This window comes from Aeromonas sp. D3 (assembly GCF_027705025.1).
Lineage (GTDB): Bacteria > Pseudomonadota > Gammaproteobacteria > Enterobacterales > Aeromonadaceae > Aeromonas > Aeromonas salmonicida.
On the sequence record NZ_JAPDBE010000012.1, the window covers coordinates 62,845 to 84,452 of the forward strand.

At 54.9% G+C, this 21,608-nt stretch carries 19 protein-coding genes; 8 read left to right on the forward strand and 11 right to left on the reverse strand.

The genetic code is table 11. The features are described from left to right. Positions 1–79: 79 nt before the first annotated feature. A complete protein-coding gene (galU, locus tag OKC28_RS09500) occupies positions 80–991 on the forward strand; it encodes a UTP--glucose-1-phosphate uridylyltransferase GalU (RefSeq protein ID WP_021140626.1) in 912 nt (303 codons plus the stop codon). Positions 992–1,204: 213 nt separating this feature from the next. Next, the gene (locus tag OKC28_RS09505) at positions 1,205–2,602 is read left to right on the forward strand and encodes a peptide MFS transporter (protein WP_017412884.1); all 1,398 of its coding nucleotides are present in this window, start codon (positions 1,205–1,207) and stop codon (positions 2,600–2,602) included. Between the two features lie 75 nt (positions 2,603–2,677). Here the strand turns inward: OKC28_RS09505 and OKC28_RS09510 are convergent, their stop codons facing one another. From OKC28_RS09510 to OKC28_RS09525, 4 genes are all read right to left on the reverse strand, one after another. Then, on the reverse strand, positions 2,678–3,649 hold the full coding sequence (locus OKC28_RS09510) for a response regulator (RefSeq protein WP_212540963.1): 972 nt from the start codon (positions 3,647–3,649) through the stop codon (positions 2,678–2,680). A 95-nt stretch (positions 3,650–3,744) separates the two neighbouring features. Next, complete coding sequence (locus OKC28_RS09515) at positions 3,745–4,209, reverse strand: response regulator (protein WP_197665895.1); 465 nt, start codon at positions 4,207–4,209, stop codon at positions 3,745–3,747. Then, positions 4,187–5,530 (reverse strand): ATP-binding protein, encoded by a 1,344-nt coding sequence (locus OKC28_RS09520; protein WP_212540962.1) that lies wholly within the window; start codon positions 5,528–5,530, stop codon positions 4,187–4,189. Before OKC28_RS09520 ends, OKC28_RS09515 begins: the two co-directional genes overlap by 23 nt. Further along, on the reverse strand, positions 5,527–6,942 hold the full coding sequence (locus OKC28_RS09525; protein ID WP_021140631.1) for an SLC13 family permease: 1,416 nt from the start codon (positions 6,940–6,942) through the stop codon (positions 5,527–5,529). The genes OKC28_RS09520 and OKC28_RS09525 overlap by 4 nt, the downstream gene beginning before the upstream one ends. Before the next feature lie 209 nt (positions 6,943–7,151). Between OKC28_RS09525 and OKC28_RS09530 the strand changes: the two genes are divergently transcribed. From OKC28_RS09530 to OKC28_RS09540, 3 genes are all read left to right on the forward strand, one after another. Further along, entirely contained in the window at positions 7,152–7,850 is a 699-nt protein-coding gene (locus OKC28_RS09530) for a DnaT-like ssDNA-binding domain-containing protein (protein WP_021140632.1), read from the forward strand. 71 nt (positions 7,851–7,921) lie between these two features. Next, positions 7,922–8,776, forward strand: coding sequence for a DnaA ATPase domain-containing protein (locus OKC28_RS09535; RefSeq protein WP_021140633.1), 855 nt, complete (start codon positions 7,922–7,924; stop codon positions 8,774–8,776). 135 nt (positions 8,777–8,911) lie between these two features. After that, complete coding sequence (locus OKC28_RS09540) at positions 8,912–9,547, forward strand: SDR family oxidoreductase (RefSeq protein WP_125609452.1); 636 nt, start codon at positions 8,912–8,914, stop codon at positions 9,545–9,547. 60 nt (positions 9,548–9,607) lie between these two features. Here the strand turns inward: OKC28_RS09540 and OKC28_RS09545 are convergent, their stop codons facing one another. Genes OKC28_RS09545 through OKC28_RS09560 form a run of 4 tightly spaced genes read right to left on the reverse strand, consistent with a single transcriptional unit; the run spans position 9,608 to position 14,317 of the window. Next, entirely contained in the window at positions 9,608–10,771 is a 1,164-nt protein-coding gene (locus OKC28_RS09545; RefSeq protein ID WP_270688936.1) for an ABC transporter permease, read from the reverse strand. Beyond that, complete coding sequence (locus OKC28_RS09550; protein WP_270688938.1) at positions 10,765–11,910, reverse strand: ABC transporter permease; 1,146 nt, start codon at positions 11,908–11,910, stop codon at positions 10,765–10,767. The genes OKC28_RS09545 and OKC28_RS09550 overlap by 7 nt, the downstream gene beginning before the upstream one ends. Continuing rightward, positions 11,910–12,914 carry an HlyD family secretion protein gene (locus OKC28_RS09555; RefSeq protein WP_265458420.1) on the reverse strand — a complete coding sequence of 335 codons (1,005 nt, stop codon included), beginning with the start codon at positions 12,912–12,914 and terminating at the stop codon, positions 11,910–11,912. Before OKC28_RS09555 ends, OKC28_RS09550 begins: the two co-directional genes overlap by 1 nt. After that, on the reverse strand, positions 12,911–14,317 hold the full coding sequence (locus tag OKC28_RS09560) for a TolC family protein (protein WP_059169462.1): 1,407 nt from the start codon (positions 14,315–14,317) through the stop codon (positions 12,911–12,913). The genes OKC28_RS09555 and OKC28_RS09560 overlap by 4 nt, the downstream gene beginning before the upstream one ends. Before the next feature lie 290 nt (positions 14,318–14,607). Here OKC28_RS09560 and dusB point away from each other — a divergent pair, with 290 nt between their 5' ends. The 3 genes from dusB to OKC28_RS09575 all read left to right on the forward strand — a co-directional run bounded on the left by dusB (position 14,608) and on the right by OKC28_RS09575 (position 17,527). Next, entirely contained in the window at positions 14,608–15,573 is a 966-nt protein-coding gene (gene dusB, locus OKC28_RS09565) for a tRNA dihydrouridine synthase DusB (protein ID WP_005318109.1), read from the forward strand. A 25-nt stretch (positions 15,574–15,598) separates the two neighbouring features. Then, positions 15,599–15,895, forward strand: coding sequence for a DNA-binding transcriptional regulator Fis (gene fis / locus OKC28_RS09570; RefSeq protein ID WP_005309538.1), 297 nt, complete (start codon positions 15,599–15,601; stop codon positions 15,893–15,895). A 525-nt stretch (positions 15,896–16,420) separates the two neighbouring features. Next, complete coding sequence (locus OKC28_RS09575; protein WP_270688942.1) at positions 16,421–17,527, forward strand: hypothetical protein; 1,107 nt, start codon at positions 16,421–16,423, stop codon at positions 17,525–17,527. Positions 17,528–17,693: 166 nt separating this feature from the next. On the opposite strand, the gene OKC28_RS09580 is transcribed toward OKC28_RS09575, so the two are convergent. From OKC28_RS09580 to OKC28_RS09590, 3 genes are all read right to left on the reverse strand, one after another. Continuing rightward, complete coding sequence (locus OKC28_RS09580) at positions 17,694–19,160, reverse strand: MvaI/BcnI family restriction endonuclease (protein ID WP_270688944.1); 1,467 nt, start codon at positions 19,158–19,160, stop codon at positions 17,694–17,696. 496 nt (positions 19,161–19,656) lie between these two features. Continuing rightward, positions 19,657–19,914: a hypothetical protein gene (locus OKC28_RS09585; protein WP_270688946.1), complete on the reverse strand. Its 258-nt coding sequence runs from the start codon at positions 19,912–19,914 to the stop codon at positions 19,657–19,659. A 135-nt stretch (positions 19,915–20,049) separates the two neighbouring features. Further along, on the reverse strand, positions 20,050–21,456 hold the full coding sequence (locus OKC28_RS09590) for a DNA cytosine methyltransferase (RefSeq protein ID WP_270688948.1): 1,407 nt from the start codon (positions 21,454–21,456) through the stop codon (positions 20,050–20,052). Positions 21,457–21,608 lie beyond the last annotated feature (152 nt).

Genomic DNA, 21,608 nt, shown 5'->3' on the forward strand with positions numbered 1-21,608 from the left:
TCCATCATGAGGGCAGCCTGTGGCTGCCCTATTTTTCTTCGGGTATCATGGGGCCACTTTGTATCTCTGGACTCTCTCCATGAAAAAGACACAGCTCGTTGTACGCAAGGCCGTTCTTCCTGTCGCCGGTTTGGGCACCCGCATGCTGCCTGCCACCAAGGCCATCCCGAAAGAGATGCTGCCCGTGGTCGACAAACCGCTGATCCAGTATGTGGTGCGTGAAGCCATCGCTGCCGGCATCAAGGAGATCATCCTGGTGACCCACTCGAGCAAGAACTCCATCGAGAACCACTTCGACAAGAGCTTCGAACTGGAAGCCACCCTGGAGAAGCGGGTCAAGCGGCAGCTGCTGGAGGAGGTGCAACACATCTGCCCCAAAGATGTCACCATCATGCATGTGCGCCAAGGCGAGGCCAAGGGTCTGGGTCATGCCATCTTGTGTGCCCGTCCGCTGATCGGCGACAACCCCTTCGCCGTGCTGCTGCCGGACGTGCTGATCGATGACATGGCCAGCAACCTCAAGCGCGATAACCTGGCTGAAATGGTACACATGTTCGAAGGGGATCAGATCAGCCAGATCATGGTGGAGGCGGTTCCAGAGAGTGAAGTGGACAAGTACGGCATCGCCGATATCAAGGGGGAAGATCTGACCGAGGGCATGTCCCTGCCGATGCAGGCCATCGTCGAGAAGCCGCCCCGTGACGAAGCGCCTTCCAATCTGGCCGTGGTCGGTCGCTACGTGCTGTCAGCCAACATCTGGCCACTGCTGGAGCGCACCCCCGTCGGTGCAGGTGACGAGATCCAGCTGACCGATGCCATCGCCATGCTGATGGAACATGAGCAGGTCAACGCCTACTTCATGAAAGGACGCAGCCACGACTGCGGCAGCAAGATGGGTTTCATGAAAGCCAACGTGGAATACGCGGTACGCCATCCGGAACTGAACGGTGAATTCACCGCCTGGCTGAAGCAGTTTGTCAAACAGTTGTAAACGCTGAATATTTAACCTATCTACAGAATAAATAACTGGGCATCGTTCGATGCCCTTTTTCATTTTATAAACAATTATTCAACCATTGATAGATAAAATATCGCTAAATCATAATATTGTAATTTAATCACGCTTGTTCTATAAGGATTAAGGCTTGTTCCTAGCCCTTGCATAAAACTCCTAAAAAAATATAAGACACAGGTGGAAGTTCCAATGAATAATCCGTCCAAAGGGACCTTTTTAGGTCACCCTAAAGGGCTTTTTTTGCTCTTTAGTACCGAACTGTGGGAGAGATTCTCCTATTACGGCATGCGGGCCGTACTCGTGCTCTATCTGACAGACATGACTGCCAACGGCGGTATGGGCTGGACTCAGGCCGATGCCCTCAAGCTCTACGGCATCTATACCGGTCTGGTTTATATCACTCCCATCATAGGTGGCTGGCTGGCAGATACTTTCCTCGGCCAACGCCGCGCCATCCTGATCGGCGCCATCTTCATGGCAGCGGGTCAGTTCACTCTGGCCCTGCCGCATGCCATGTTCCCGGATATGGTCAACAGCGTCTTTTACGCGGGTCTCGGCTTGCTGATCCTGGGTAACGGTCTGTTCAAGCCGAACATATCCACCATGGTGGGTGACCTTTACAAGGAAGGTGACCACCGTCGTGACGGTGCCTTTACCATCTTCTACATGGGCATCAACCTGGGTTCCCTGCTGGCTGGCGTGATTTGTGGCGCCGCTGCCACTGCCTATGGCTGGCAAGCTGCCTTCGTCAGCGCCGGTATCGGCATGCTGCTCTCTCTGGTAGTGCAGGCCACCATGGCGCAACGCTTCCTCGGGGACATAGGTCGTGTGCCGGCCGCCCAGCGCGCAGCCCAGCAACGCTCCAAAGAGCAGAAGGCGCCGCTGACCAAGCAGGAAGTGGATCGCATCAAGGTGATCCTGGTGCTGGGTCTGTTCACCATCATCTTCTGGGCAGGCTTCGAGCAGGCCGGTGGTCTGATGAACCTGTACGCACAGGAATACACCAACCGCATGATCGGCAGCTTCGAAGTGCCGACCGCCTGGTTCCAGTCCTTGAACCCCTTCTTCATCATCACGCTGGCTCCCATAGTCGCAGCCATCTGGATCAAGCTCGGCAACAAAGAGCCGAACTCACCGGTGAAGTTCGCCATGGGTCTGCTGTTCCTGGCCGTGGGCTTCCTGTTCATGATCGGTGCCGTGCTGGAGCAGGGTGGCGATCAGAGCGTCAAGACTTCCATGTTCTGGCTGGTCGGGGCCTACCTGTTCCACACCCTGGGTGAGCTCTGCCTCTCCCCTATCGGTCTCTCCATGGTGACCAAGCTGGCTCCACTGCGCCTAGCCTCCCTGATGATGGGTGCCTGGTTCGGCTTCGTTGCCCTGGCCAACTATATCGCCGGCTTCGTTGGCTCCTTCGTCGGTGAATCCGGTCCCATCGCCATCTTCGGCGGCATTGCCATCGCTGCCGTGATCAGTGCCCTGATCCTGCTGACCATGGCCAACCGTCTGGTCTACTGGATGCACGGCGCCGAAGGTCCGGCCAAAGAGCCAGAAGAGCACGACAAGAAACTGCAGTCCGCCACCGTCTAACCGGTCAGGATTGTAAAAGACAAACGGGGCGCCCAGTGGGCGCCCCGTTTGTCTATGTCTGCCACAAACCAGCCATCAGTGATGGCGTACCTGCATATGGAGAGCACTGCCGCTATCGTTGTGAAACTGCAGGTCAAAGGGTTCGTGCCAGCTGCGCTTGTGCAATGGGTAGTGGCTGCTGCGCATCAGACCGAGCGGCAAACCGCCAGATCGCATCAGCCAGTGTGGTGAGGTCAACCCGGCATTGGCAAATACCAGCCCGTCCTCCTGATCAAACAGCAGAGCCGCCATGGCAAAGGAGTGGCGCAGACCGGATTCGATAAGTTGCAGATTGAGGTAGTCGAGCAGCCGGTGCGGCTGGGTCAGCAGCAGGCTCTCCTTGTGCTGGAACTGGCGATAGGGGGCATTCATCAGGGAGCGCACCAGGGCGCCGCAAAAAGCCGCATCCACCCCGAGGATCGGCAGCTCCATCACCAGTACCAGCAGCTTGTCATCCACCTTGAAAGTATCCGGGATAAACAGGTTGCCCATCCCCTTGAAGGTGACTTGCCAGGGACCCCACTCCTGCAGTGATGGCGGCCTCAGCCAGGCGAGCAAGCGGGTGGCGGCTTTGTCGTGATCACGAAAGAAGTCGATGTGATCCATCAGTTCCAGCTGCTGCCCATGACCATAGTTGGCCGTCAAACACTGCTCTATGCTGTGGCGCACCAGACCGTAGTCAGACACCGGCTTGATGAGATAATCACGGGCACCGGCGCGCAGCGCACGCTCGACCGCCTCCATCTTGCTCTGGGCCGAGATGACGATGACGGGAATATGGGGATAGCGGGCAGAGAGGCAGGCGATGACCTCATGCCCATCCATGTTGGGCATGTTCAGATCGCACAGCACCACATCGGGGTGATAAATCGCGGCGGCAGAGAGGCCTTCAATCCCGTCTTCGGCCTGAAATACGCACGCCCCGTCATGCTCGAGATAAGTTACCAGAGAGTGGCGAAAAACGGCTTCATCCTCCACCACCAAGATCCGTAATCCGGCTTTTGACATCTTGACAAAGCTCTTATTAGTCAACTGGTTATTTAAAGAATAAGCCTAGACCAAATCGACAGAGACGTGTGCACCAAGACGTCAATTTATGACAATCATTCCCATTTCTTATAGAGCGTCTCCGCATCCAGTTGTTTGATAAACGATTGGTAGTCAATTCCGGCAGCCAACACGAATTCGGTCAGCAGGCAGCGGCACACCCGCAGCAGCTCGGCGCCCTGCCAGGGTTTCTCAAGGTAGTGATCGATGCGGGCCAGATTGACGGCCGCTATGGTGTCCTTGTGGGTCGCCTGTCCGGTCAGCAGGATCTTGCGAGTATGAGGAAAGCGCCCGTCCAGCCCGATCCGGGTCAGCAGCTCCACTCCGCTCAGGCCCGGCATCACATGATCCGACACCACCAGCGCAATCTGCTCCCCGGCGGCATCCAGCTCCTCCATCAGGGTCAGACACTCCTGTGCCGATTCGCACTCTTCCACCCTGAGCCAGCTGGCCAACGGCGCCAGATCGCGGCTGATGGCGTTGAGCACCTCCCGCTGATCATCCACACATATCAGATTCATCTTGTCCATATTCCCTCGGTAATCTCACCTTGAATGCCGTCAGGCCAGGTTCGCTGACAAGCGAAATTTCGCCGCCATAGCTGGTCACTACCCGTTCGGCAATGGCCAGCCCCAGCCCCAATCCGAACGAAAGCCCGCCGCGTTTGGTGGTGACGTTGGGCTTGAAGATGCGGGGTTGCAACTCGGGCGGTATCACGGGGCCATTGTTGGCCAGGGTCACCTCGATCCACTCGCCATGGGTCCGGCAGTGGAGCCAGATCTTCGGATCTGCGGTCGCTTGCAGGGCATCCAGCGCGTTTTTCAGAATATTGGCCCATACCTGTACCAGCTCGGCCTCGTTGGCACAGAGTCGGGGATCTCCCTCCAGCACAGGTTCAACCTGAACCTGGCGCAGCGAGCTCTGCAGTAACGCCAGCGCCTGCTCAAGCGTGTCGCGCACCTTCACGCCGTGGCGACGCTCACCATCGGCGCCTCCCAACTGCTTGACTGAACGCACGATCGCCGCCGCATGGTTCACCGCCAGCTGCATGTCGTGACAATCGCGACCAAGCTGCCAGTAGTTGGCGACCCCCAGCAGATCCCGCATCCGTGCCCGGGTGGGCTGTTCGCCATTGAGGATCCGCGCCAGGAGCTTGGCCTGCTCCGGGGCCAGCCTGAACTGCTCCTCCAGCCGCCTGGCATCCCGCCTCACTTCAGCGCTGGAGCTCAGTTGCCCCGCCTCCAGTCCCTGGCGAAACAGACGAAACTCTCTGGGATAATATTGCCGCAGCATGTCGCCGAGAAAATCGACCAGACCGCTACCATTGCGTGTCACCACCCCGATGGCGTTATTGAGCTCGTGGGCCAAGCCTGCCGCCAGCTGGCCAAGCAGACTCAGTTTTTCCGCCTCCAGCAGTCGCAGCTGGGTGCGAGTCCGCTCCAGATAGGCATGATTGACCTTGCGCTGGCGCTGGGCCAGCTCGGCCATGATGACCGGCATGAACTGATCTGCCAGCGAGCCGAACCGCTCGGGCTCGACCGGCAGAGTATTGCGATCGAGCCAGGCCAGCTCGCACGGCTCCTGCGCCACCAGCCTGCAATAACTGGCCCCCCGGGAGAAATAGCTATGCACCCCGAGGTAGTTGCCCGCCTCCACTATCATGATTGGCACTCGCTGGCGCTCGCTCTCAGCCATGATGGTGCCTTCTACCCGCCCGCTGCGCAGCAAATAGAGCCGATCGTTATGCTCTCCCTGCTCCAGCAACTGCTCCCCCGCCGCCAGGGTGCGCTGGCGCAGCGGATCGCTGAAGTAACGCAAATGAAGGGGATGGGGCTCGCTCATTGCACAAACCCTATGGCATTGAGCAGCGCTATCATGGCCAGGCAGAGCAAGAAGCCAACGCCGCCACAACTGACCCCCACCAGCGCCATATGACGAGTATCCACATTGCCGCTAGCATGAGCCAGCGCATTGGGGGGTGTGCTGATGGGGAGCGCCATCCCGAGGCTGGCGGCAAAGGTCACGCTCAGGATCAAGCCCATGCTGCCACCGACCGAGCCGAGATCCAGCGAGGAGCCGAGAGCGGCCACCATGGGTAGCAACAGGTTGGCACAGGCAGTATTGCTCATGAAATTGGCCATCAGCAGACAGAGCCCCGTCGCCCCCACCATGATCAGCATGGGTGGCCACTGACTGAATGGAATGGCCTGCACCAGACTGGCCGCCAATCCCGACTTCTCCAGCCCCATCCCCAGTGCAATACCGCCGGAAACCAGCCAGAGCACGTCCCAGGAGACCTTTTTCAAATCGTCCTTGGTGAGTACCTGGCCTATCAGGAAGATAGCCACCGGCACCAGACCGACCGTATAGGAGTTGATACCGTGCCAATCGCCAGTCAGCCAGAGGCCAATGGTGAGGATGAAGGTGGCATAGACCAGCAGCGCCTTGGGCGTCTTGAGAAAATGGCCCTTGATCTCGAGATCGATGCGACCCTGCTCACAGGGAAACAATCTGATCAGCAGCAACCAGCCAAACCCCAGCATCAGCAGCACGAAGGGCACGCCAAAGCTCATCCAGGCGGCGAAACTGATGGCATCGTCTCCTACCAGATACTTGAGGGCCACCGCATTGGGTGGCGTGCCGATGGGAGTGCCAATCCCCCCCAGATTGGCCGCCACCGGGATGGCAAGGGTGAAGGCGATACGACCGGGATCCCGCGGCCCCAGCAAGGCCAGTACAGGGGTCAGAATGGAGAGCATCATGGCGGTGGTGGCGGTATTGCTCATAAACATGGAGAAGGTGGCGGTGATCCCCATCAACCCCAGCAGCACTCTGTTGGGATTCTGGCCGAACGGCCTGAGCATGACCCGCGCCAGGTTCATATCCAGCCGATACTTGGTCGCCGCGATCGCCAGAAAAAAACCACCAAGAAACAACATGATAATAGGCGAAGCGAAGGTACTCATTATCTCCTTGTGGCTGAGCAGGGCGCCAAACTCCGCAGAAGGTGAGGCAGGCTGCCACCACTTGATCCCGCTGTCCGACACCAACAGCAACTCCAGCACAATGATCAGTACCGAAGTCGCAAAGATGGGGATCGGCTCCAGCACCCAGCAGAGGGTAGCCATCACAAAGATGGCGAGGATCCGCTGCTCTATCACTGTGAAGCCAGCCAGGCCGAAGCTGGCGGTAGGCAACATCAGGATCAGCAGGGGTGCAAAGAGGGGTAACCAGTATTTAGCGCTCAAAGGCATAGTCAGAGTCCATTCGCTGCGATGGGGCTGTCTGTGGGCAAGCTTGCCCCAACAGGGTGGTAAAGTCCGTGAAGGGGATCATGGTTCATGGCCATGACTACCCACCAAGTGGTACATTCAGGCAAGCCATCCCCCTCTTGCCAGCCGCGAATTGTATGAGGCCCCGCCATGGGGGATAATGCCCCCCACGCCAGCCCCTGAAGAACATCATGACACCAGCCGAATACAGCGCCCTCGCCCATCCCAGATTGTCCCATCCGGCTCGCAGCCTCTATACCTTGCAGCTGCGCAGACTGGTGCTGGAAAATCAGCTGGCCCGGCTCAACTATCCCGAGCTTGGGCGCTCATTGGCAGTGGTTGATCCAACCGATCCCAGCGGCTTCTGTTTTCAGGTCAACGCCCGCCAGCTGACCGAGCTGTTCGACGAGTTGATGGAGGCCGGCCTGCTGCAGGTCGAGGCGCAGGCTGACAGTGAGCACTACCATCAGTGTCCGTTCCAGCTGCCGCTGCTGACCCAGAAGGTGCGCAGCCCGCTGCCGGAGCGCCCCTTCCAGATGCACCTGCAATGGCGACCGGATGAAGAGCTGCCCGCCCTCGCCCGCCTGTGCGGGGTGATCGATGCCAGTTATAACGAAGAGGATCTGGGGGAGTTCATCGCCTACTGGCTGGGCCGCCCCGAGGTGTTCGACTCCCAGCATCAATGGATGCTCAAGTTCATTCGTGCCCTCAAGACCCGCCGCTACGTCCGTCGCCAGCCGATGGAGGCGAAAGGTTACCAGCAGGTCACGTCAGCCCCTGCAGACTCTGGCCCAAGCAAGCGGGCGCAGCAGATGATCGAAGAGGCCAAACGGCTGGCCCATGGTCAGAAACTGGAACAGGCGCCACAGCAGGAGCCGGATAATGATTGATAGCGGCCCCTGCCTGCAGGCAAAATCAACCCCTTGCAAACCCATCCCTGACCCAGCAGAAGGAGCATTCCATGACTGACCCGCAAGATCCCCTGCGCCAGGAGCTGGAAGAGATTGAAGCCAAACGCCGGAAGATCGCCAAAGCCAAACAGGATCATCGTGTGCACGACACCGAGCTGAGCCAGCACGTGGGCGGCCTGCTTGAGCGCATTCGCCGTCTGCAGGCCCAGACCGGTGGCAGCCAGTACGACTACGAGACTCTGCGCAAGGAGTACGACGCCAAAGCCAACGCCGAGGTACGCGAACTGCAGAAGGCGGCTCGCCAGGAGCGGATCCAGAAGCTCATCGCCCAGGCGGATCTCAACCCGGACTGGGTATTCGAGAAGATGGATGCCACCGATCCGGCGCTGCAGTACCCCATGGAGACGGCCCGCTACTTTATCAGCGGTTTCGAGCACTGGGAGAAGAGCGGTGGCGGCTGCATGCTCATCTATGGCGACTATGGCACCGGCAAATCGACCCTGGCAGGCGCCGTGGCCCATGAACTGATCGCCCTGCACCAGAAATCGGTGATCTTTCAGCAGTGGGCCTCCATAGTGGATCGCCTCTTCTTCAACGTGATCCAGGATCAGGAGGAGCGCAATCAGTACCGCCGCGCCCTGGAAGAGGTCGACCTGCTGATCATCGACGAGGTGTCCGCCAATCGTGCCAAGATGGCGGAGAGCCAGTCCAGCTTCCTCGGCCATCTGCTGCGTCGCCGACGCAACCTCTCCAAAAGCGTCATCATCATCACCAACCACAGCCCCCAGAGCCTGCATCAGGCCATCGGTGATTTCAGCTTCGAGGCGATCAAGGCGTTCAACCCGGTGGATATCCAACTGAGCGGCCCCAGTCGTCGCCCCAACATAGGCCACTACAACGGCTGATCTCCACGCGAGCCCGTGCCAGCTGGCCGGGCTCGCAGTGACTCCCTGCTTACCCACCACCAAATAAAAACAACTCTCATTTACAGAGCAATGCCAACCCTCTAGGCTAACCCTTTCGCCAAAGGGAGCAGAACCATGCCAACCACACTTATCTTCGGAGCCAGCCGCGGGCTGGGCCGCGCCTTCACCCATTGTGCCTTGAGCCAGGGTCACAGAGTCGTGGCCCTGGTCCGTAACCCGGAGATGGCCGCAGAGCTGCGTACATTGGGGGTCGAGGTCGTTGAGGGTGACGCCCTCGACCAGGAGGCCGTGGCGCAAGCTTGCAGGCTGGCTGGCCACGAAGCCGGAGTGGTCTCGACCCTCGGCAGTTTCCGCCAACCGGAACCCGTCGACTATTTGGGTAATCGCCATGTGATCGACGAGATGGAACAAGCCGGGCTGACACGCCTGCTGCTGGTCACCTCGCTCGGTTGCGGCGACAGCTGGCAATACCTGCCAGAGCGGGCGCGGGCTGCCTTCGGTCATGAGGTGCGCTTGAAGAGTCTGGCCGAAAGCTGGCTGCAAAGCAGCGCACTGAGCTGGACCATATTGCGCCCGGCGGGCTTGCAGGACGGTGACGCCACCGGACAGGCGGAACTGAGTCAGGGGAAAGAGATGCACGGCTTGGTACGACGCCAGGATGTGGCCGCACAGGGATTGCGCCTGCTTGCCGATGGGACGGCGCAAGGGAATATCTACGCCATCAGTGACCCTACACTGCAACGCGGTTAATCCTGCCAGCCAATTAAAAAAACGGTCAGCCTCAGCTGACCGTTTCCATATCGGGCAGGGTCAATTGACGGCAGGCACGGACCGCTGGCGCCATGCCAGCACCCAGCAAGCGAGGCCGCCGTTGAGCAATGCCAGTCCCCACAACTGCCACCAGTAGCGGGAAACCTGGTCAAAATCGGCGCCCATCTGGTTGAGACGCAAGAAGCCCTCGATGGCCGGAGTACTCGGCACCCACTGGGCCAGCCAGTTGAGCGGGGTCGGGATCAGCTCCAGCGGCCAGATGAAACCCGCCAGGAAGACCAGCGGCATGGAGGAGAGCAGCACCACCTGGGTTGGCAAATCCCGCCGTGTAAACAGGGCGCCCAGCAGCACCCCCAGCCAGGTAGTCGCCAGCAGGAACGGCAGGGTGAACAACCACAGCGCGGCCGGCTCTGCGGTACGCACTATGTTGTAGTGATCGAAGCAGAAGCCGAAAAAGTAGGCCACGGGCAGCACGAAGAGCCCGCCCACCACCAGGGTTCTGGCCAGCAACAGGGCCAGCACAGGGGCACTTTGCCAATAACCATGCTCACCGCGCCCACTGCGTTGATTCTGGGTCGCCCCCAGGATCCCCGTCCCCATCAGCAACACCTGGTGCAGGATCAGCACAAACACAGCCGGCACCACATAGTTCACATAACCCATGGTGGGGTTGAACACGGGCAGCACGTTGAGTGCCACTGCATTCCAGGCCGTGGCTGCCTGGGGCAAGGCCTCCCCATGGCTCAGCAACCGAGCGACCTTCACCTGCGCAGCGAGCGAGCCACCGGCCTGGGCAAGGCCCTCGGCGATGGTGCCGTAAACCAGAAAGTAGGAGGCATCACCGGCGTAGCCCAGAGTGACGCTCTTGCCCTGCATCAGATCCCGATAGAAATGGCGAGGGATGTGCAGGATACCGCGGCCCTTGCCCGTCAGCAGCAGATGACGTGCCTCATCCAGACTGGCCGCCCGCGCCACCAGTTTCACCTGGGGGGTGGCATCGGCCATGAACTCCAGCTGGCGAGAAAGCTGACTGCCATCTTCGTTGACCACCACCACAGCCTCTTCCCGCGGCAACTGGTGCAGGTAAGGTTGCGGATAGAGGAAGGAGTAGAAGAGTACCCCACCAAACAGGGTCAGCATGATGGCCCTGTCGGCCAGCAGGGTGCGCAGCTCCAGCCGCAACAGATCCCAGAAACCTAACATTGTTCCGGCTCCTTATCGGCTGTCTGACGAGCAAGATCGGCCTGTTGCTTGTAACGACGAACAACCAGCAACAACGGCAGTAAAAACAGCAGCAGGGCGCCGAACTGGGGCAAGACGGCACCGAGCGGCTGTCCGTAGTTGGTCTGCCCTATCTGCAGCTCCACATAATGGGAGATGGGCAAGAGATTTCGCCAGAACTGGGCAAAATCGCCCATGGCACTGACAGGGAAAGTTACCCCCATAAAGGCAAATCCCGGCGCTGTATAGGCGCCCGCCAGCGACAAGGCGCGGGCCGGATCCCGGATCATCCCGTAAAAGAAGGCTCCCATGCTGACGCAGGCCGCCGAGGCGAGCCCAAGACCCAGTGTCAGCACCAGCCAGCTGCCTTGCATGGGATAACCAAACGCCTTGAACAGCAGCAGGCTCCACACCAGGCCCCAAGCCCACCCAATCAATACATGAGGCAACAAAATGCGCCAGAGGCCGAACCAGACCCCTTGAGTAGTCCAGTCCAGTCCCAATCGATCGGTGCGAGCCAGGGCATTGATCCCGTAGAGCACTACCAGTATCTGCCATACCGCAGGCAGCAGGGCGCTCAGCAGAAACTGAGCATAGCTGGAATTGATGTTGTAAAGCGCTGTCACCTGGCTGCTGATAGGCACGGATTGCCCAACGGCGCCGGACAGTGCCTTGCCATCGGCCATGGCTGCGAGCACGCCCACCTGACCATTGAGAGTGCCGACCACCTGGGCCAGCGCCGAGTTGACCAGTTTGGCAATCAGGATGAACTGGCCATTGTTGAACACTGTCACCTGGGGCTGGGTCCCCTGGCGGGCATCCCGCTCCAGATGATGGGGGATCACCACCAGGGCGTAGATCTCCCCCCCTCGCAGGGCGCGGGCCCCCTCATCGATGGAATCAAACTGACCCGTGAGGCGCAGGCCGGCGGAACCATCCAGCGAAAATACCAGCTGGCGGGAGAGGACACTCCGATCCAGATCCACCAGACCGACCTTGAGATCCCGCGCCAACCCGGCCGAGAAGATCCAGCAGAGGATACCCATCAGCAAGAGGGGGACCCAGCTCATCAGGGCACGACCGAAGGGGTCCTGCCACAATCGCCGCCATTCATGTCTCATCAGAGTTCGACCAGCACACTCATGCCAACCCGCAGACCGTCAACCGGCTGCAAGGGGCGCGCCTCCACCTGGAAGCTCTTCATGTCGAAGCCCTGACGGGTATCGGTGGCACGCCAGGTGGCAAAATCACCCATCACGGCCACATGAGTGACCTTGAAGCGGACCGTCTGCTCACCCAGACCAGGAATGGTGGCGTCAAACTCGGTACCCAACGCAAAGCGGGGCAGCAAGTCTTCACGCACATGGAACTGGGCCCAGGCATCCCCCATGTCGAGCAGCGTCACCACGGGGAATCCCTGCGGCGCCAGCTCGCCACTGCGCAACAACACCAGGGACACTTCACCTGCGTGGGGGCTGGCGATGCGGGTATCGGCCAGATAAGCCTCCACTTCCGCCACCGAGCCTGCCGCCATATTGGCCTGCTCACGGGCCGCCACCTTGGTCTCTTCCCGTGCCCCTTCCAGGGTCATTTGATATTGCTGCCAGGCCATGCCTTCGCTGTACTTGGCCGCCTGCCAGGCAGTCCAGGCCTCATCGCGCTTTTGCAGCGGCATGACCCCATCACGGTGCAGACTGGCGATACGCTCGTAAGTCTTGCCACGCAGCTGAGCGGCCGCCTTGGCTTTTTGCCACTGATCCTTGGCTGCAGCGATTTGCTGGGCACGCGCCCCTTTCTCGGCTTCTTCGGCCATGGCCCCGGCCGCAGCCTGACCCGCCTTGGCCTGGCTCAGCTTGGCCTCAATCTCGGGGCTAGCCAGGGTGAATACCAGCTGATCCTTGGCCAGCACGTCACCCTTCTTCACAAGCACCTCGTCGATCCGGCCCGCCACCTTGGAAGAAACCGAATACTGCTGCGCCTCTATCTGGCCCTGCAAGCGAACCGGCTCAGGCTGATAGGCAAGCCAGAAGCGCCAGCCCAGCCAGAGAGCGAGCAACACCAATACCAGTGGCAACAACAGCGGCTTGCCCTGGCTCATCTTCTTCTTGATGGGAGAATGACTCATGAATTCACCTTTATTGCCTGACCATGCTGATATTGATTGAAACTGTTCATCTGACCGGAGAGTGCCAACAGGCGAGCCAGCGAAATCACATATTGATAGGCAGCGGCGGCGCGTTGGGTCTTGACCCCCGCCAGCTGGTTACGGGCATCGACCACATCCAGCGACGTGGACAGCCCCTGACCGAATGCCTTGTCCCGCAGCAGTACGTTCTCCTCGGCCAAGGCCTGGGAAGAGGAGAGTGCCTGATACTCCTCCAGCCCCTGCGCCGCCTCGCGCCAGGTCTTCTCGACCAGCAACTCCAGATCCTGGCGGGTCTTGGCCTGCAGCAGATTGACCTGCAACTCGGCGCTCTTGGCTGCCTGCACCGTTTCAGAGCGACCATCCCGACTTACCAGCGGCATACTGACCCCGACGCCAACCAGCCAGTCAGGCGTGGTTTTAGAGGCCAGCGAGTCATCTTCATAGAGGTTGTAGTTACCGAACAGGAACAGCTCGGGGGCATATTTGCCCTTCTCAAGCTTGATCAGACCCTGCGCCTGCTCCTTCTTGGCGGCCAGCAGCCTGAGGCCGGGGTGGACCGCCAGGGTCTCCTGCACGAAGGCATCCAGTTGCGGCATGCCCTCATTGATGAAGAGCTGGGTGTTGGGCTCGGCCTGCTTGAGCTTGAGCATGTGGCCCAGCGCCAGCTGAGCTATCTCCAGAGTGCGGCGGGATTTCTGGGTATCGATGCGCGCCCTGTCATAGGCTGATTGGGCAGAGAGGCGCTCGACCTTGGCGATCTGGCCCTGGGCTTCGAGTTTCCTGGCATGATCCAGATGATGGGCCAGCCCCTGCTCTATCTCCTGCTTGGTCTGCACCACCTGCGCGGCCAGCACTACGCCGAAATAGGTCTGGGAGAGGCTCTCGAAGGTGGATTGCTGCTTGAGCACCAGCAGCTGCTGCGCTTCGCTCACCTGAGCCTGACGGATATCCTGCGCCGCATCGATGCGACCACCGGTAAACAGTGGCCACAGCATCTTGACCGAACTGGTCACCACATTCTGCTTGGTCAGGGGAGTCACGAAATCACTGGCGGAGAGATTGAGCGCCTGCATGACAGGGGCCAGCACCTTGCCAAATTCCGGATGGCTGGCGATAGGATTGAGATCCATCATGTCGAGCTCCATCGGCTGATCGAGGTGGGTATAGCTGGCCCCCACATCCACCTTGGGCAGATACATGGCCTTGGCAGCCTCGCGCAGTTGCTTGGCTCTATCCACACCAGCCTGTTCTGCCGCCAGTCCGTCATCCTGCTGGATAACCCGACTCCAGGCTTCGCTGAAACTGACCGTCTGTGCCTGGGCTGAGCCCAGCATGGCCCCAAGCAGGCATGGGCAGAGAGATTTGATGAACCTTGACGTCATACATCCCCAATCTGTTTGTAATGAAATTGTTTGGAGCCTTTGCTCGATTCAAGGCCGGTATAATAGCGCAAACCAGTACGAGAGGGGGACAGCCAAATCGTCGAGCCACCCACTCATTTGACCCCGCAGATCCACCCCGACAATATGCCTGATTTTCAAGCACTCCTGAATTTGCAAGCCTTGGCGCGACGTTTTTTTCAGAAAAAAATGGCTGACGCTCAAATACTAACCTTTTCTCCTGACTAAAAAATGCGTAATATACGCCGCCCTAAGCCGATGGTAACCGTGGAATGCAGATAGGTCCCCACACGCTTGAAACACCCTTGATTGTGGCGCCCATGGCCGGTGTAACAGACCGACCATTTCGTGAACTTTGTTTGCGATTGGGTGCCGGCATGGCCGTTTCCGAGATGCTGCTGGCCAACCCGGATGTCTGGGATACCCAGAAAACCAGGATGAGAATGGATCACTCTGCAGAAGGTGGCTTGCGATCGGTCCAGATTGCCGGAGCCGACCCAGAGATGATGGCGTTTGCCGCCCGCTACAACGTGGAGCAGGGCGCTCAGATCGTCGACATCAACATGGGTTGTCCAGCAAAAAAAGTGAACAAGAAGTTGGCAGGTTCCGCCCTGCTGCGCCATCCCGATCTGGTCAGAACTATCTGCCGGGCCGTAGTGGATGCAGTGGATGTGCCTGTTACCTTGAAGATCCGCACAGGATGGGATCCGGATAACCGCAATGGCGAGGAGATCGCCCGAATCGCCGAAGATTGCGGTATCGCGGCCCTCGCCGTGCATGGTCGTACCCGTGCCTGCCTCTACCGGGGTCACGCTGAGTACGACACGATTAAGGCGATTAAGCAGGCCGTATCGATTCCTGTTGTCGCCAATGGCGACATAGACAGCCCGGAGAAGGCCCGGTATGTCCTCGACTATACCGGCGTTGATGCCGTGATGATCGGCCGTGCAGCGCAAGGACGACCCTGGATTTTCCGGGAAATCCGTCATTTTCTTGAGACGGGCACCAAGCTGCCGCCTCCCGAAAGGGAAGAGGTTCGCACCCTGATGAACGAGCATGTAACCAACCTGCATCAGTTTTATGGTGCATATCTGGGAGCGCGCATTGCTCGTAAACACGTGGGCTGGTATCTGGATGAAGAAGAGACGGGCCGAGAATTCCGTAAGCACTTCAATGCCCTGGATTGTGCAGACGCACAACTAGAGGCACTCGAAGCGTATTTCGATGGATTAGGTTAACGCATAACTAAAGAGCCGACCGAATATGTTCGAACAAACCCTGACTTCTGATGCATTGGTAACAACTACTCACAATCACGCTGCCGAGCCGACCCAGCGCCCCCTGCGTGACTCTGTGCAACAGGCCCTGCGTAACTACCTGGCCCAGTTGAACGGTCAGGAAGTGATTGATCTGTACGATATGGTCCTCTCCGAAGTCGAAGCTCCCATGCTGGACGTGATCATGCAATATACCCGCGGTAACCAAACCCGCGCCGCTGTGATGATGGGCATCAACCGTGGCACCCTGCGCAAGAAACTCAAGCGCTACGGCATGAACTAAGCCATAACAGCTAAGCAACTGAAAACAAAAGCACTTTCATTTAACTGGAAGTGCTTTTTTAGTTTTGAACCCACACTTGAACCCACATTTGCCGTACTAAGCCGAGCTACTCAGAAATGAAATACCTCATTGATGACAGAGTCACACTGCGTATTCTGGTGTAGTTGAACGATCATGGCCCCTGTGAATCACGAAGTAACGAATGTCGACGTTGCCTCCCATTGAATGGAGCTAACTGGCCGCGTGGCAATCTGCTCACCACCACTATCTTCAACAATGCCCATCAGCCTGAATAGAAATCCTCTCTAAGTGGAATAAACGACGGAGCATCAGCTCGGGTTTTGTATTCTTGAGCTGTATTCCGGACATCAGGCAAGAGCCTGTCTTTGCACCAACCATGTCGATTTTTTGCTCTCATTGGGAACCTTCCGTGATGTGTTTTTCATGTAACCACATGATATATTGCTGTTATCTTCCTTGACGGATACAATTGCATCTCATTCTGTAGCGTCATAATGGAATACCATGTCACTAATTACTCCTATGGGACCACTTGATCGACTTGAACTCGAGTCGGATGACTGCCTGCAAAGTTTGCTGCGCCATGACAAGCACCAAATGTTGGAAGGGCTGATAGTTGAAGGATATTTCAGACAGTTTGTTGAAATGTTACACAACATTGGAATCATCACTCTCCCTATAGCCTTGGTTAAATCGTCGTATAAGGATCCCGTACGTGGCTGGAAAAAACCAGCTTGGTGGTTGTGGATATATGATGAGAAATTTCAAGATACAATATCGCTGAAAGAGAGGCTTTATTCCAAAAGACATGTCCTTATTGAATGCACCTACGATCGGATAGATTTTGATTTCATTCTAGATAGCTGGAATTCTCAAAAAGTCAAAGAACCTGTTCAGCAATACATGATGAAGAAGCGCAACATATCTAAGTTGCAATATCATGCTCCAGCTGAAAGAGTGAGCAATGATAAGAGGTACATGCAAGCTTTCTGGGGAGGGCTTAAGGGGATTTATAACGAAAGGCTATTCAATGATGTCGTTCTACATCGTCTTTTCAAAAACTGTGTGATAAGTCCCTTTTTCACTGCACTATGGGATGTAGATAACATCGTATCCTTTGCAGATGGAAGGTTGATGCAGTTTGAAGTAAAACATAAATATCCGTTTTATAGAAATAATCGTTTATGCTTTGGCTTGAATTTTGGTCAGTTGAATGTGATGAAGGATTTAGCCAATATGGGAATTAATACACTCCATATGGTTATGGTGAAACCAAAGTGGAACGATGAATTGAGCCCTGGTTACTTGTTGCAAGATCCTTCGTTGCGAAATAAGGTACTTCTTATTGCGTATCGTATTGACTCGAAACAATTGGATGAACTTGGAAAACGTAATTGTGAGACTAGCGACTACAAGACATCATTTGATGGAAATAAGAAATTAAAGTATATCGATGTACCTGTTGAAAAATTTCATGTTATTGGAACACTTGACACATCTATTGCTAAGCTAGCTCAGAATATAGTCCTTGCAGCTAATGGCTCGCTTTCTCATCCTGTAACGGCAAAAATGCTCGAAGATTCTAGAATTAATGAGAACATTGAGGGATGAACCTCCCCATGTTATCGAGATTGAAAAATCCTTTATTGCTAAAGCAATAAAGGATTTTTCTAATATGGATGAAAAAAGCATTACTTTCTGAATTGTGGATATGCCGCCTTGAACTGACAGTGTCATATTATTCTGGTACAGGGCGGTCAGAACAATTCAATAAGCATCAAGCGTCGACAAGATTAAAAATCTTAACATCATCATACAACGAATAGACAGCCTTACGGATATCATTAACTCGCCACTGTGAACGCCGCTTGTTCTTTGACACATCATCGGGTACATATTTGGGGGCAGGATCTAGGAAAATGACACCATCATTGATAGCTTTCAGAAGATGCTCTGCTGATGTCCGCTGACACAAGATTACCTTTGGCTCAAAGCGAACCTTGAATTCATATCCCTGTTCTCTCTCAGCTTGATCTTCATTCGCCGTCTTACTTGCCGAGAGATACACCACATCATTGTGTTTTACCCCCCAAGTATTCATCAGACGAGTCAGACTCCAGCCTGCTGCAACCTTTCCGGCATCATCTTCAAGAACTACTTCAACGGCGTTCAGTTTGGATGTCAATGAAGTAGATCTGTCATATGGAAATGCTACTTTATCTCCATTGGCATCACGCACCCAGTCAGACTTTTTATCGTCTGGGTTGGCTGGGCGATATTCACGAATTTTTAGTGTCAGACCGGTCTTTTTATTGCGTTCATTTGCACGATGAACACCTGTCAGACGGTATTCGTTCTTCCCAGCCGACTGATAGCCATACATCATCATGAACTTTGCAAAATCATCTGTGTACGGACCGAAATCCGGTTCTGGTGTGAAGAGCGTTACTTTTTCTTGAGTATGGGTTTTCAATTCTATCCCGTTAATATCACCATCTTTGTCCGAGTTGGGGACGATGCCCAAGGCATGCTCCAGAGTATATCCACACACTTGGGTACCAGTGAACGGGAGAGTGTTCCCGTATGCATCCAGTCGACATCCCTTCCGTGGCGTTTTTACTACACCGGATAATTGCTTGAGTAGGTTACTTCTGTGGTCCTGCTCGATTGTTATCTGTTTGCATATACGTGACCCTTCCATCCCCGGCAGGGCTGCCACATCAGCAGCAAAACTATCGGTGTAGTTGATGATCACAAGTGCAATACATGCCCCACCTGGCAGGCTGCCAAGAACAAGAATGCGTTTACATTCCGGATTGTCCTTCATGAAACTAACTGACAGCGATTGAGGCATGTCGTTTTCTACACTGATGAACCCTGACAGGCGCGCCTCGGGATATTGCGTGTAGATAATAACCTTGACGTTCTTGGCCTTAACCAAAGTTCCATCACGCTTGCACCATGAGAAGTCGTTGAATACCCCTTCCGGGATCAGACTACCCGGAGTAGACGAGTCCTTGGTGCTGCTGAAACTGGGTCCGCGTTCGGCCAGCGTAATGTCAAAAAGGTTGTACAGCACGCTGAAGTCACTAGCGAAATAAATCTGATTCTTGTCATTTGCGTTTTTCGGCAGTGGTTTAAGGATAGCTTTTTGGATGCCGAGGCTTTTCAACATAAGAGTCAAATCGTTCACTGATGTGAAGAAGTGTTCGAATGCTGATGGAAAGTGAGTTTTGGCAGACATGTCCGAGCTCCTACGTTGGAAAAGTAGGAGCATCGTAGATCGATAAATCGAAAAACATCAACAAAAAGATTCATACAAAAAACCAAATAGTTGATTTAATTGACTTTATTTTTTTTGGCTTGGTTTTATCTAGGTTTAACCCTAGTTTTTCACTGACCCACCAAGACCCCAAAAGGGTTCATCCAATCAATTTGGTTTTTTCGGGGATTTGACCATACTGGTCAGCTTGCTGACTGTCATCTTCAGCATGCCAACCCATAGCAATGCAGTGCTCATCTATATTGCCCATGGGAACGATTGCGTTGATGGCTTGACGCGACAGTATGTCGGAGAGCAAAGCTTAGTGCTGCTCAACGTCCTGCTTGGCTTCGAACGGTAGTTAAGTTTCAGGCTCAGCGTATGCTTGGGATTTCGGCAGCCCTATGTGGTGTTTGATGAGCCACTCTAGGCTGCCTAATTTTTGAACGGCGCGGTATTTCAGAGTTGATCTCGCCTATCATCTTGTTTGTTTTAAACAAGAAGAAAACTCTATAACGTCTCTTAGAGAGCCAGAGCATAAAATGTTCTCTACACGCTGTTCGTCTTCATAATAAAAATCAACAAGCTCGTATGTAGCATTATCTTCGTTTTCAAAAATAACAGTCCCTTTAGTTAGAGAACCTTTTATTAGCCACGTTTGATAAATCCAATCTGCTGACAATCCGATCATACGAAAATTAGTATTTAAAGCATTGAGTGTTTTTGACTTTTCCATAACGTACCCCATCACTATAATTAACAGTAAGTAAATGCCAAGTAGGTATTAGTTTTAAATGTTTAATAAAAAACAAATAAAATGCCCATCATCAAATTGACGGGCACCTCGATAGATATAAAACAACTAATTTTATTAGGCCTTGTTTTTAGACTTTAATAAAAGTGGTTTCATCATCTTGGCCACAGCAGCAAACACAGGGACAACTACCGAATTGCCGAATTGCCGATATGCTTGTGTATCGGAGACTGGTATCCTGAAGTTGTATTCTCCCGGTTGTTCAAACCCCATCAATCTGGCACATTCCCTAGGTGTCAGACGACGTGGGCGTTTTTGCTGGTTTTCTTCATTATTGAAGTCTACCTCTGCCAGCTGCATGTCCCAGCCACGATCAATCAGAATTTCTGAACCATCTTTGTGATAGCGGGCAGATAGAGTTCTAGCAACGGTTGCAGGATTTTCAGGATTGACAAGTCCATACCCAAAGCCATTACCTTTTGCTTGGTGTTTCTTGGCATATTGATAAAGATATGACCACAGCTTGGGTGTCAAGATGTATTTAGGATCAAGTCGCTCAACGGGTTCGAGCAAGTCGGAAAAAGTAATTCTCTTTGCAGGAAATAGCTTGGATATCTCCTTAAGTGAGAAACCTTCGTGCAAATTTAAATCCTTTCTGAACCCCACGAGAACAATTCGTTCTCGGTGTTGTGGAATAAAATGTTTTCCATCGATGATCTTGGGATCATTTGGGCCATTTACATCAAGATCAGCGATCCAATAACCCAGTTCAGTCAGAGCCTCCTTGATTACTCTAAAAGTATTGCCCTTATCATGACTTTTAAGGTTCTTGACGTTTTCTAAGACGAACGCAGTTGGCCGCTTAGCATCGATGATCCGTGCGACATCAAAGAACAGGGTCCCTTGAGCCTCGCACTCAAAACCATGGGCACGGCCAAGCGAGTTCTTTTTGGATACACCGGCCAAGGAGAATGGCTGGCATGGGAAACCAGCCAGCAGCACATCATGATCCGGGATCTCCTTGTCAATATGAGCATAAACAAAGTCACGGTTTTCATTATCCGGCATAGTGATTTCACGTATATCGGAGTTGAACTTGTGATGATCTTTGTCACAATACCAGTTGGCCTTGTAGGTCCTGACTGCCTGCTCGTTCCACTCACTGGTAAATACACACTGGCCGCCAATGTCCTCGAATCCTTTGCGGATACCACCAATGCCGGCAAATAGATCGATAAACTTGAAATCATAGTTTCCGTGATGCTTAGGTGGTGAAGGCAGTAGTCCTTTTAGCATCTCGGTTTCGTTATGCGTCAGTGGCTTTTGTTCAACTTTTCCGTTGAGCCAGCGATTGAGTCCCTCTCGGGTCCATTCGCTGTCACCCATTTCACGCAGCTTCTCAGCGATTTGTTTCTGATCATAGATTTCAAGGACCATTTCCATGAGATGGCGGTCTTCTTTAAGGCTAGGGTTTTGATAGTTCTGGATTTCATCCAGGGAGTTGAGCTGCAATGCAATGTTCATAGTCGAATCCAGTCTTCAGTAATTGTGGGGAGTCTATCACTCATTTGACCCAGAGGCATAGTTTCACTGTAAAGAAAAACAGTATTTTTTCGTCACTCCAGCAGATGCAGTTTGTTCAGCTCGGGGTATAGCGATGTACCTTGAGCCCAGTG

Coding starts and splice junctions, on each gene's coding strand:
- galU (WP_021140626.1), top strand. CDS start 80: ATGAAAAAGACACAGCTCGTTGTACGCAAGGCCGTTCTTCCTGTCGCC.
- OKC28_RS09505 (WP_017412884.1), top strand. CDS start 1,205: ATGAATAATCCGTCCAAAGGGACCTTTTTAGGTCACCCTAAAGGGCTT.
- OKC28_RS09510 (WP_212540963.1), bottom strand. CDS start 3,649: ATGTCAAAAGCCGGATTACGGATCTTGGTGGTGGAGGATGAAGCCGTT.
- OKC28_RS09515 (WP_197665895.1), bottom strand. CDS start 4,209: ATGAATCTGATATGTGTGGATGATCAGCGGGAGGTGCTCAACGCCATC.
- OKC28_RS09520 (WP_212540962.1), bottom strand. CDS start 5,530: ATGAGCGAGCCCCATCCCCTTCATTTGCGTTACTTCAGCGATCCGCTG.
- OKC28_RS09525 (WP_021140631.1), bottom strand. CDS start 6,942: ATGCCTTTGAGCGCTAAATACTGGTTACCCCTCTTTGCACCCCTGCTG.
- OKC28_RS09530 (WP_021140632.1), top strand. CDS start 7,152: ATGACACCAGCCGAATACAGCGCCCTCGCCCATCCCAGATTGTCCCAT.
- OKC28_RS09535 (WP_021140633.1), top strand. CDS start 7,922: ATGACTGACCCGCAAGATCCCCTGCGCCAGGAGCTGGAAGAGATTGAA.
- OKC28_RS09540 (WP_125609452.1), top strand. CDS start 8,912: ATGCCAACCACACTTATCTTCGGAGCCAGCCGCGGGCTGGGCCGCGCC.
- OKC28_RS09545 (WP_270688936.1), bottom strand. CDS start 10,771: ATGTTAGGTTTCTGGGATCTGTTGCGGCTGGAGCTGCGCACCCTGCTG.
- OKC28_RS09550 (WP_270688938.1), bottom strand. CDS start 11,910: ATGAGACATGAATGGCGGCGATTGTGGCAGGACCCCTTCGGTCGTGCC.
- OKC28_RS09555 (WP_265458420.1), bottom strand. CDS start 12,914: ATGAGTCATTCTCCCATCAAGAAGAAGATGAGCCAGGGCAAGCCGCTG.
- OKC28_RS09560 (WP_059169462.1), bottom strand. CDS start 14,317: ATGACGTCAAGGTTCATCAAATCTCTCTGCCCATGCCTGCTTGGGGCC.
- dusB (WP_005318109.1), top strand. CDS start 14,608: ATGCAGATAGGTCCCCACACGCTTGAAACACCCTTGATTGTGGCGCCC.
- fis (WP_005309538.1), top strand. CDS start 15,599: ATGTTCGAACAAACCCTGACTTCTGATGCATTGGTAACAACTACTCAC.
- OKC28_RS09575 (WP_270688942.1), top strand. CDS start 16,421: ATGTCACTAATTACTCCTATGGGACCACTTGATCGACTTGAACTCGAG.
- OKC28_RS09580 (WP_270688944.1), bottom strand. CDS start 19,160: ATGTCTGCCAAAACTCACTTTCCATCAGCATTCGAACACTTCTTCACA.
- OKC28_RS09585 (WP_270688946.1), bottom strand. CDS start 19,914: ATGGAAAAGTCAAAAACACTCAATGCTTTAAATACTAATTTTCGTATG.
- OKC28_RS09590 (WP_270688948.1), bottom strand. CDS start 21,456: ATGAACATTGCATTGCAGCTCAACTCCCTGGATGAAATCCAGAACTAT.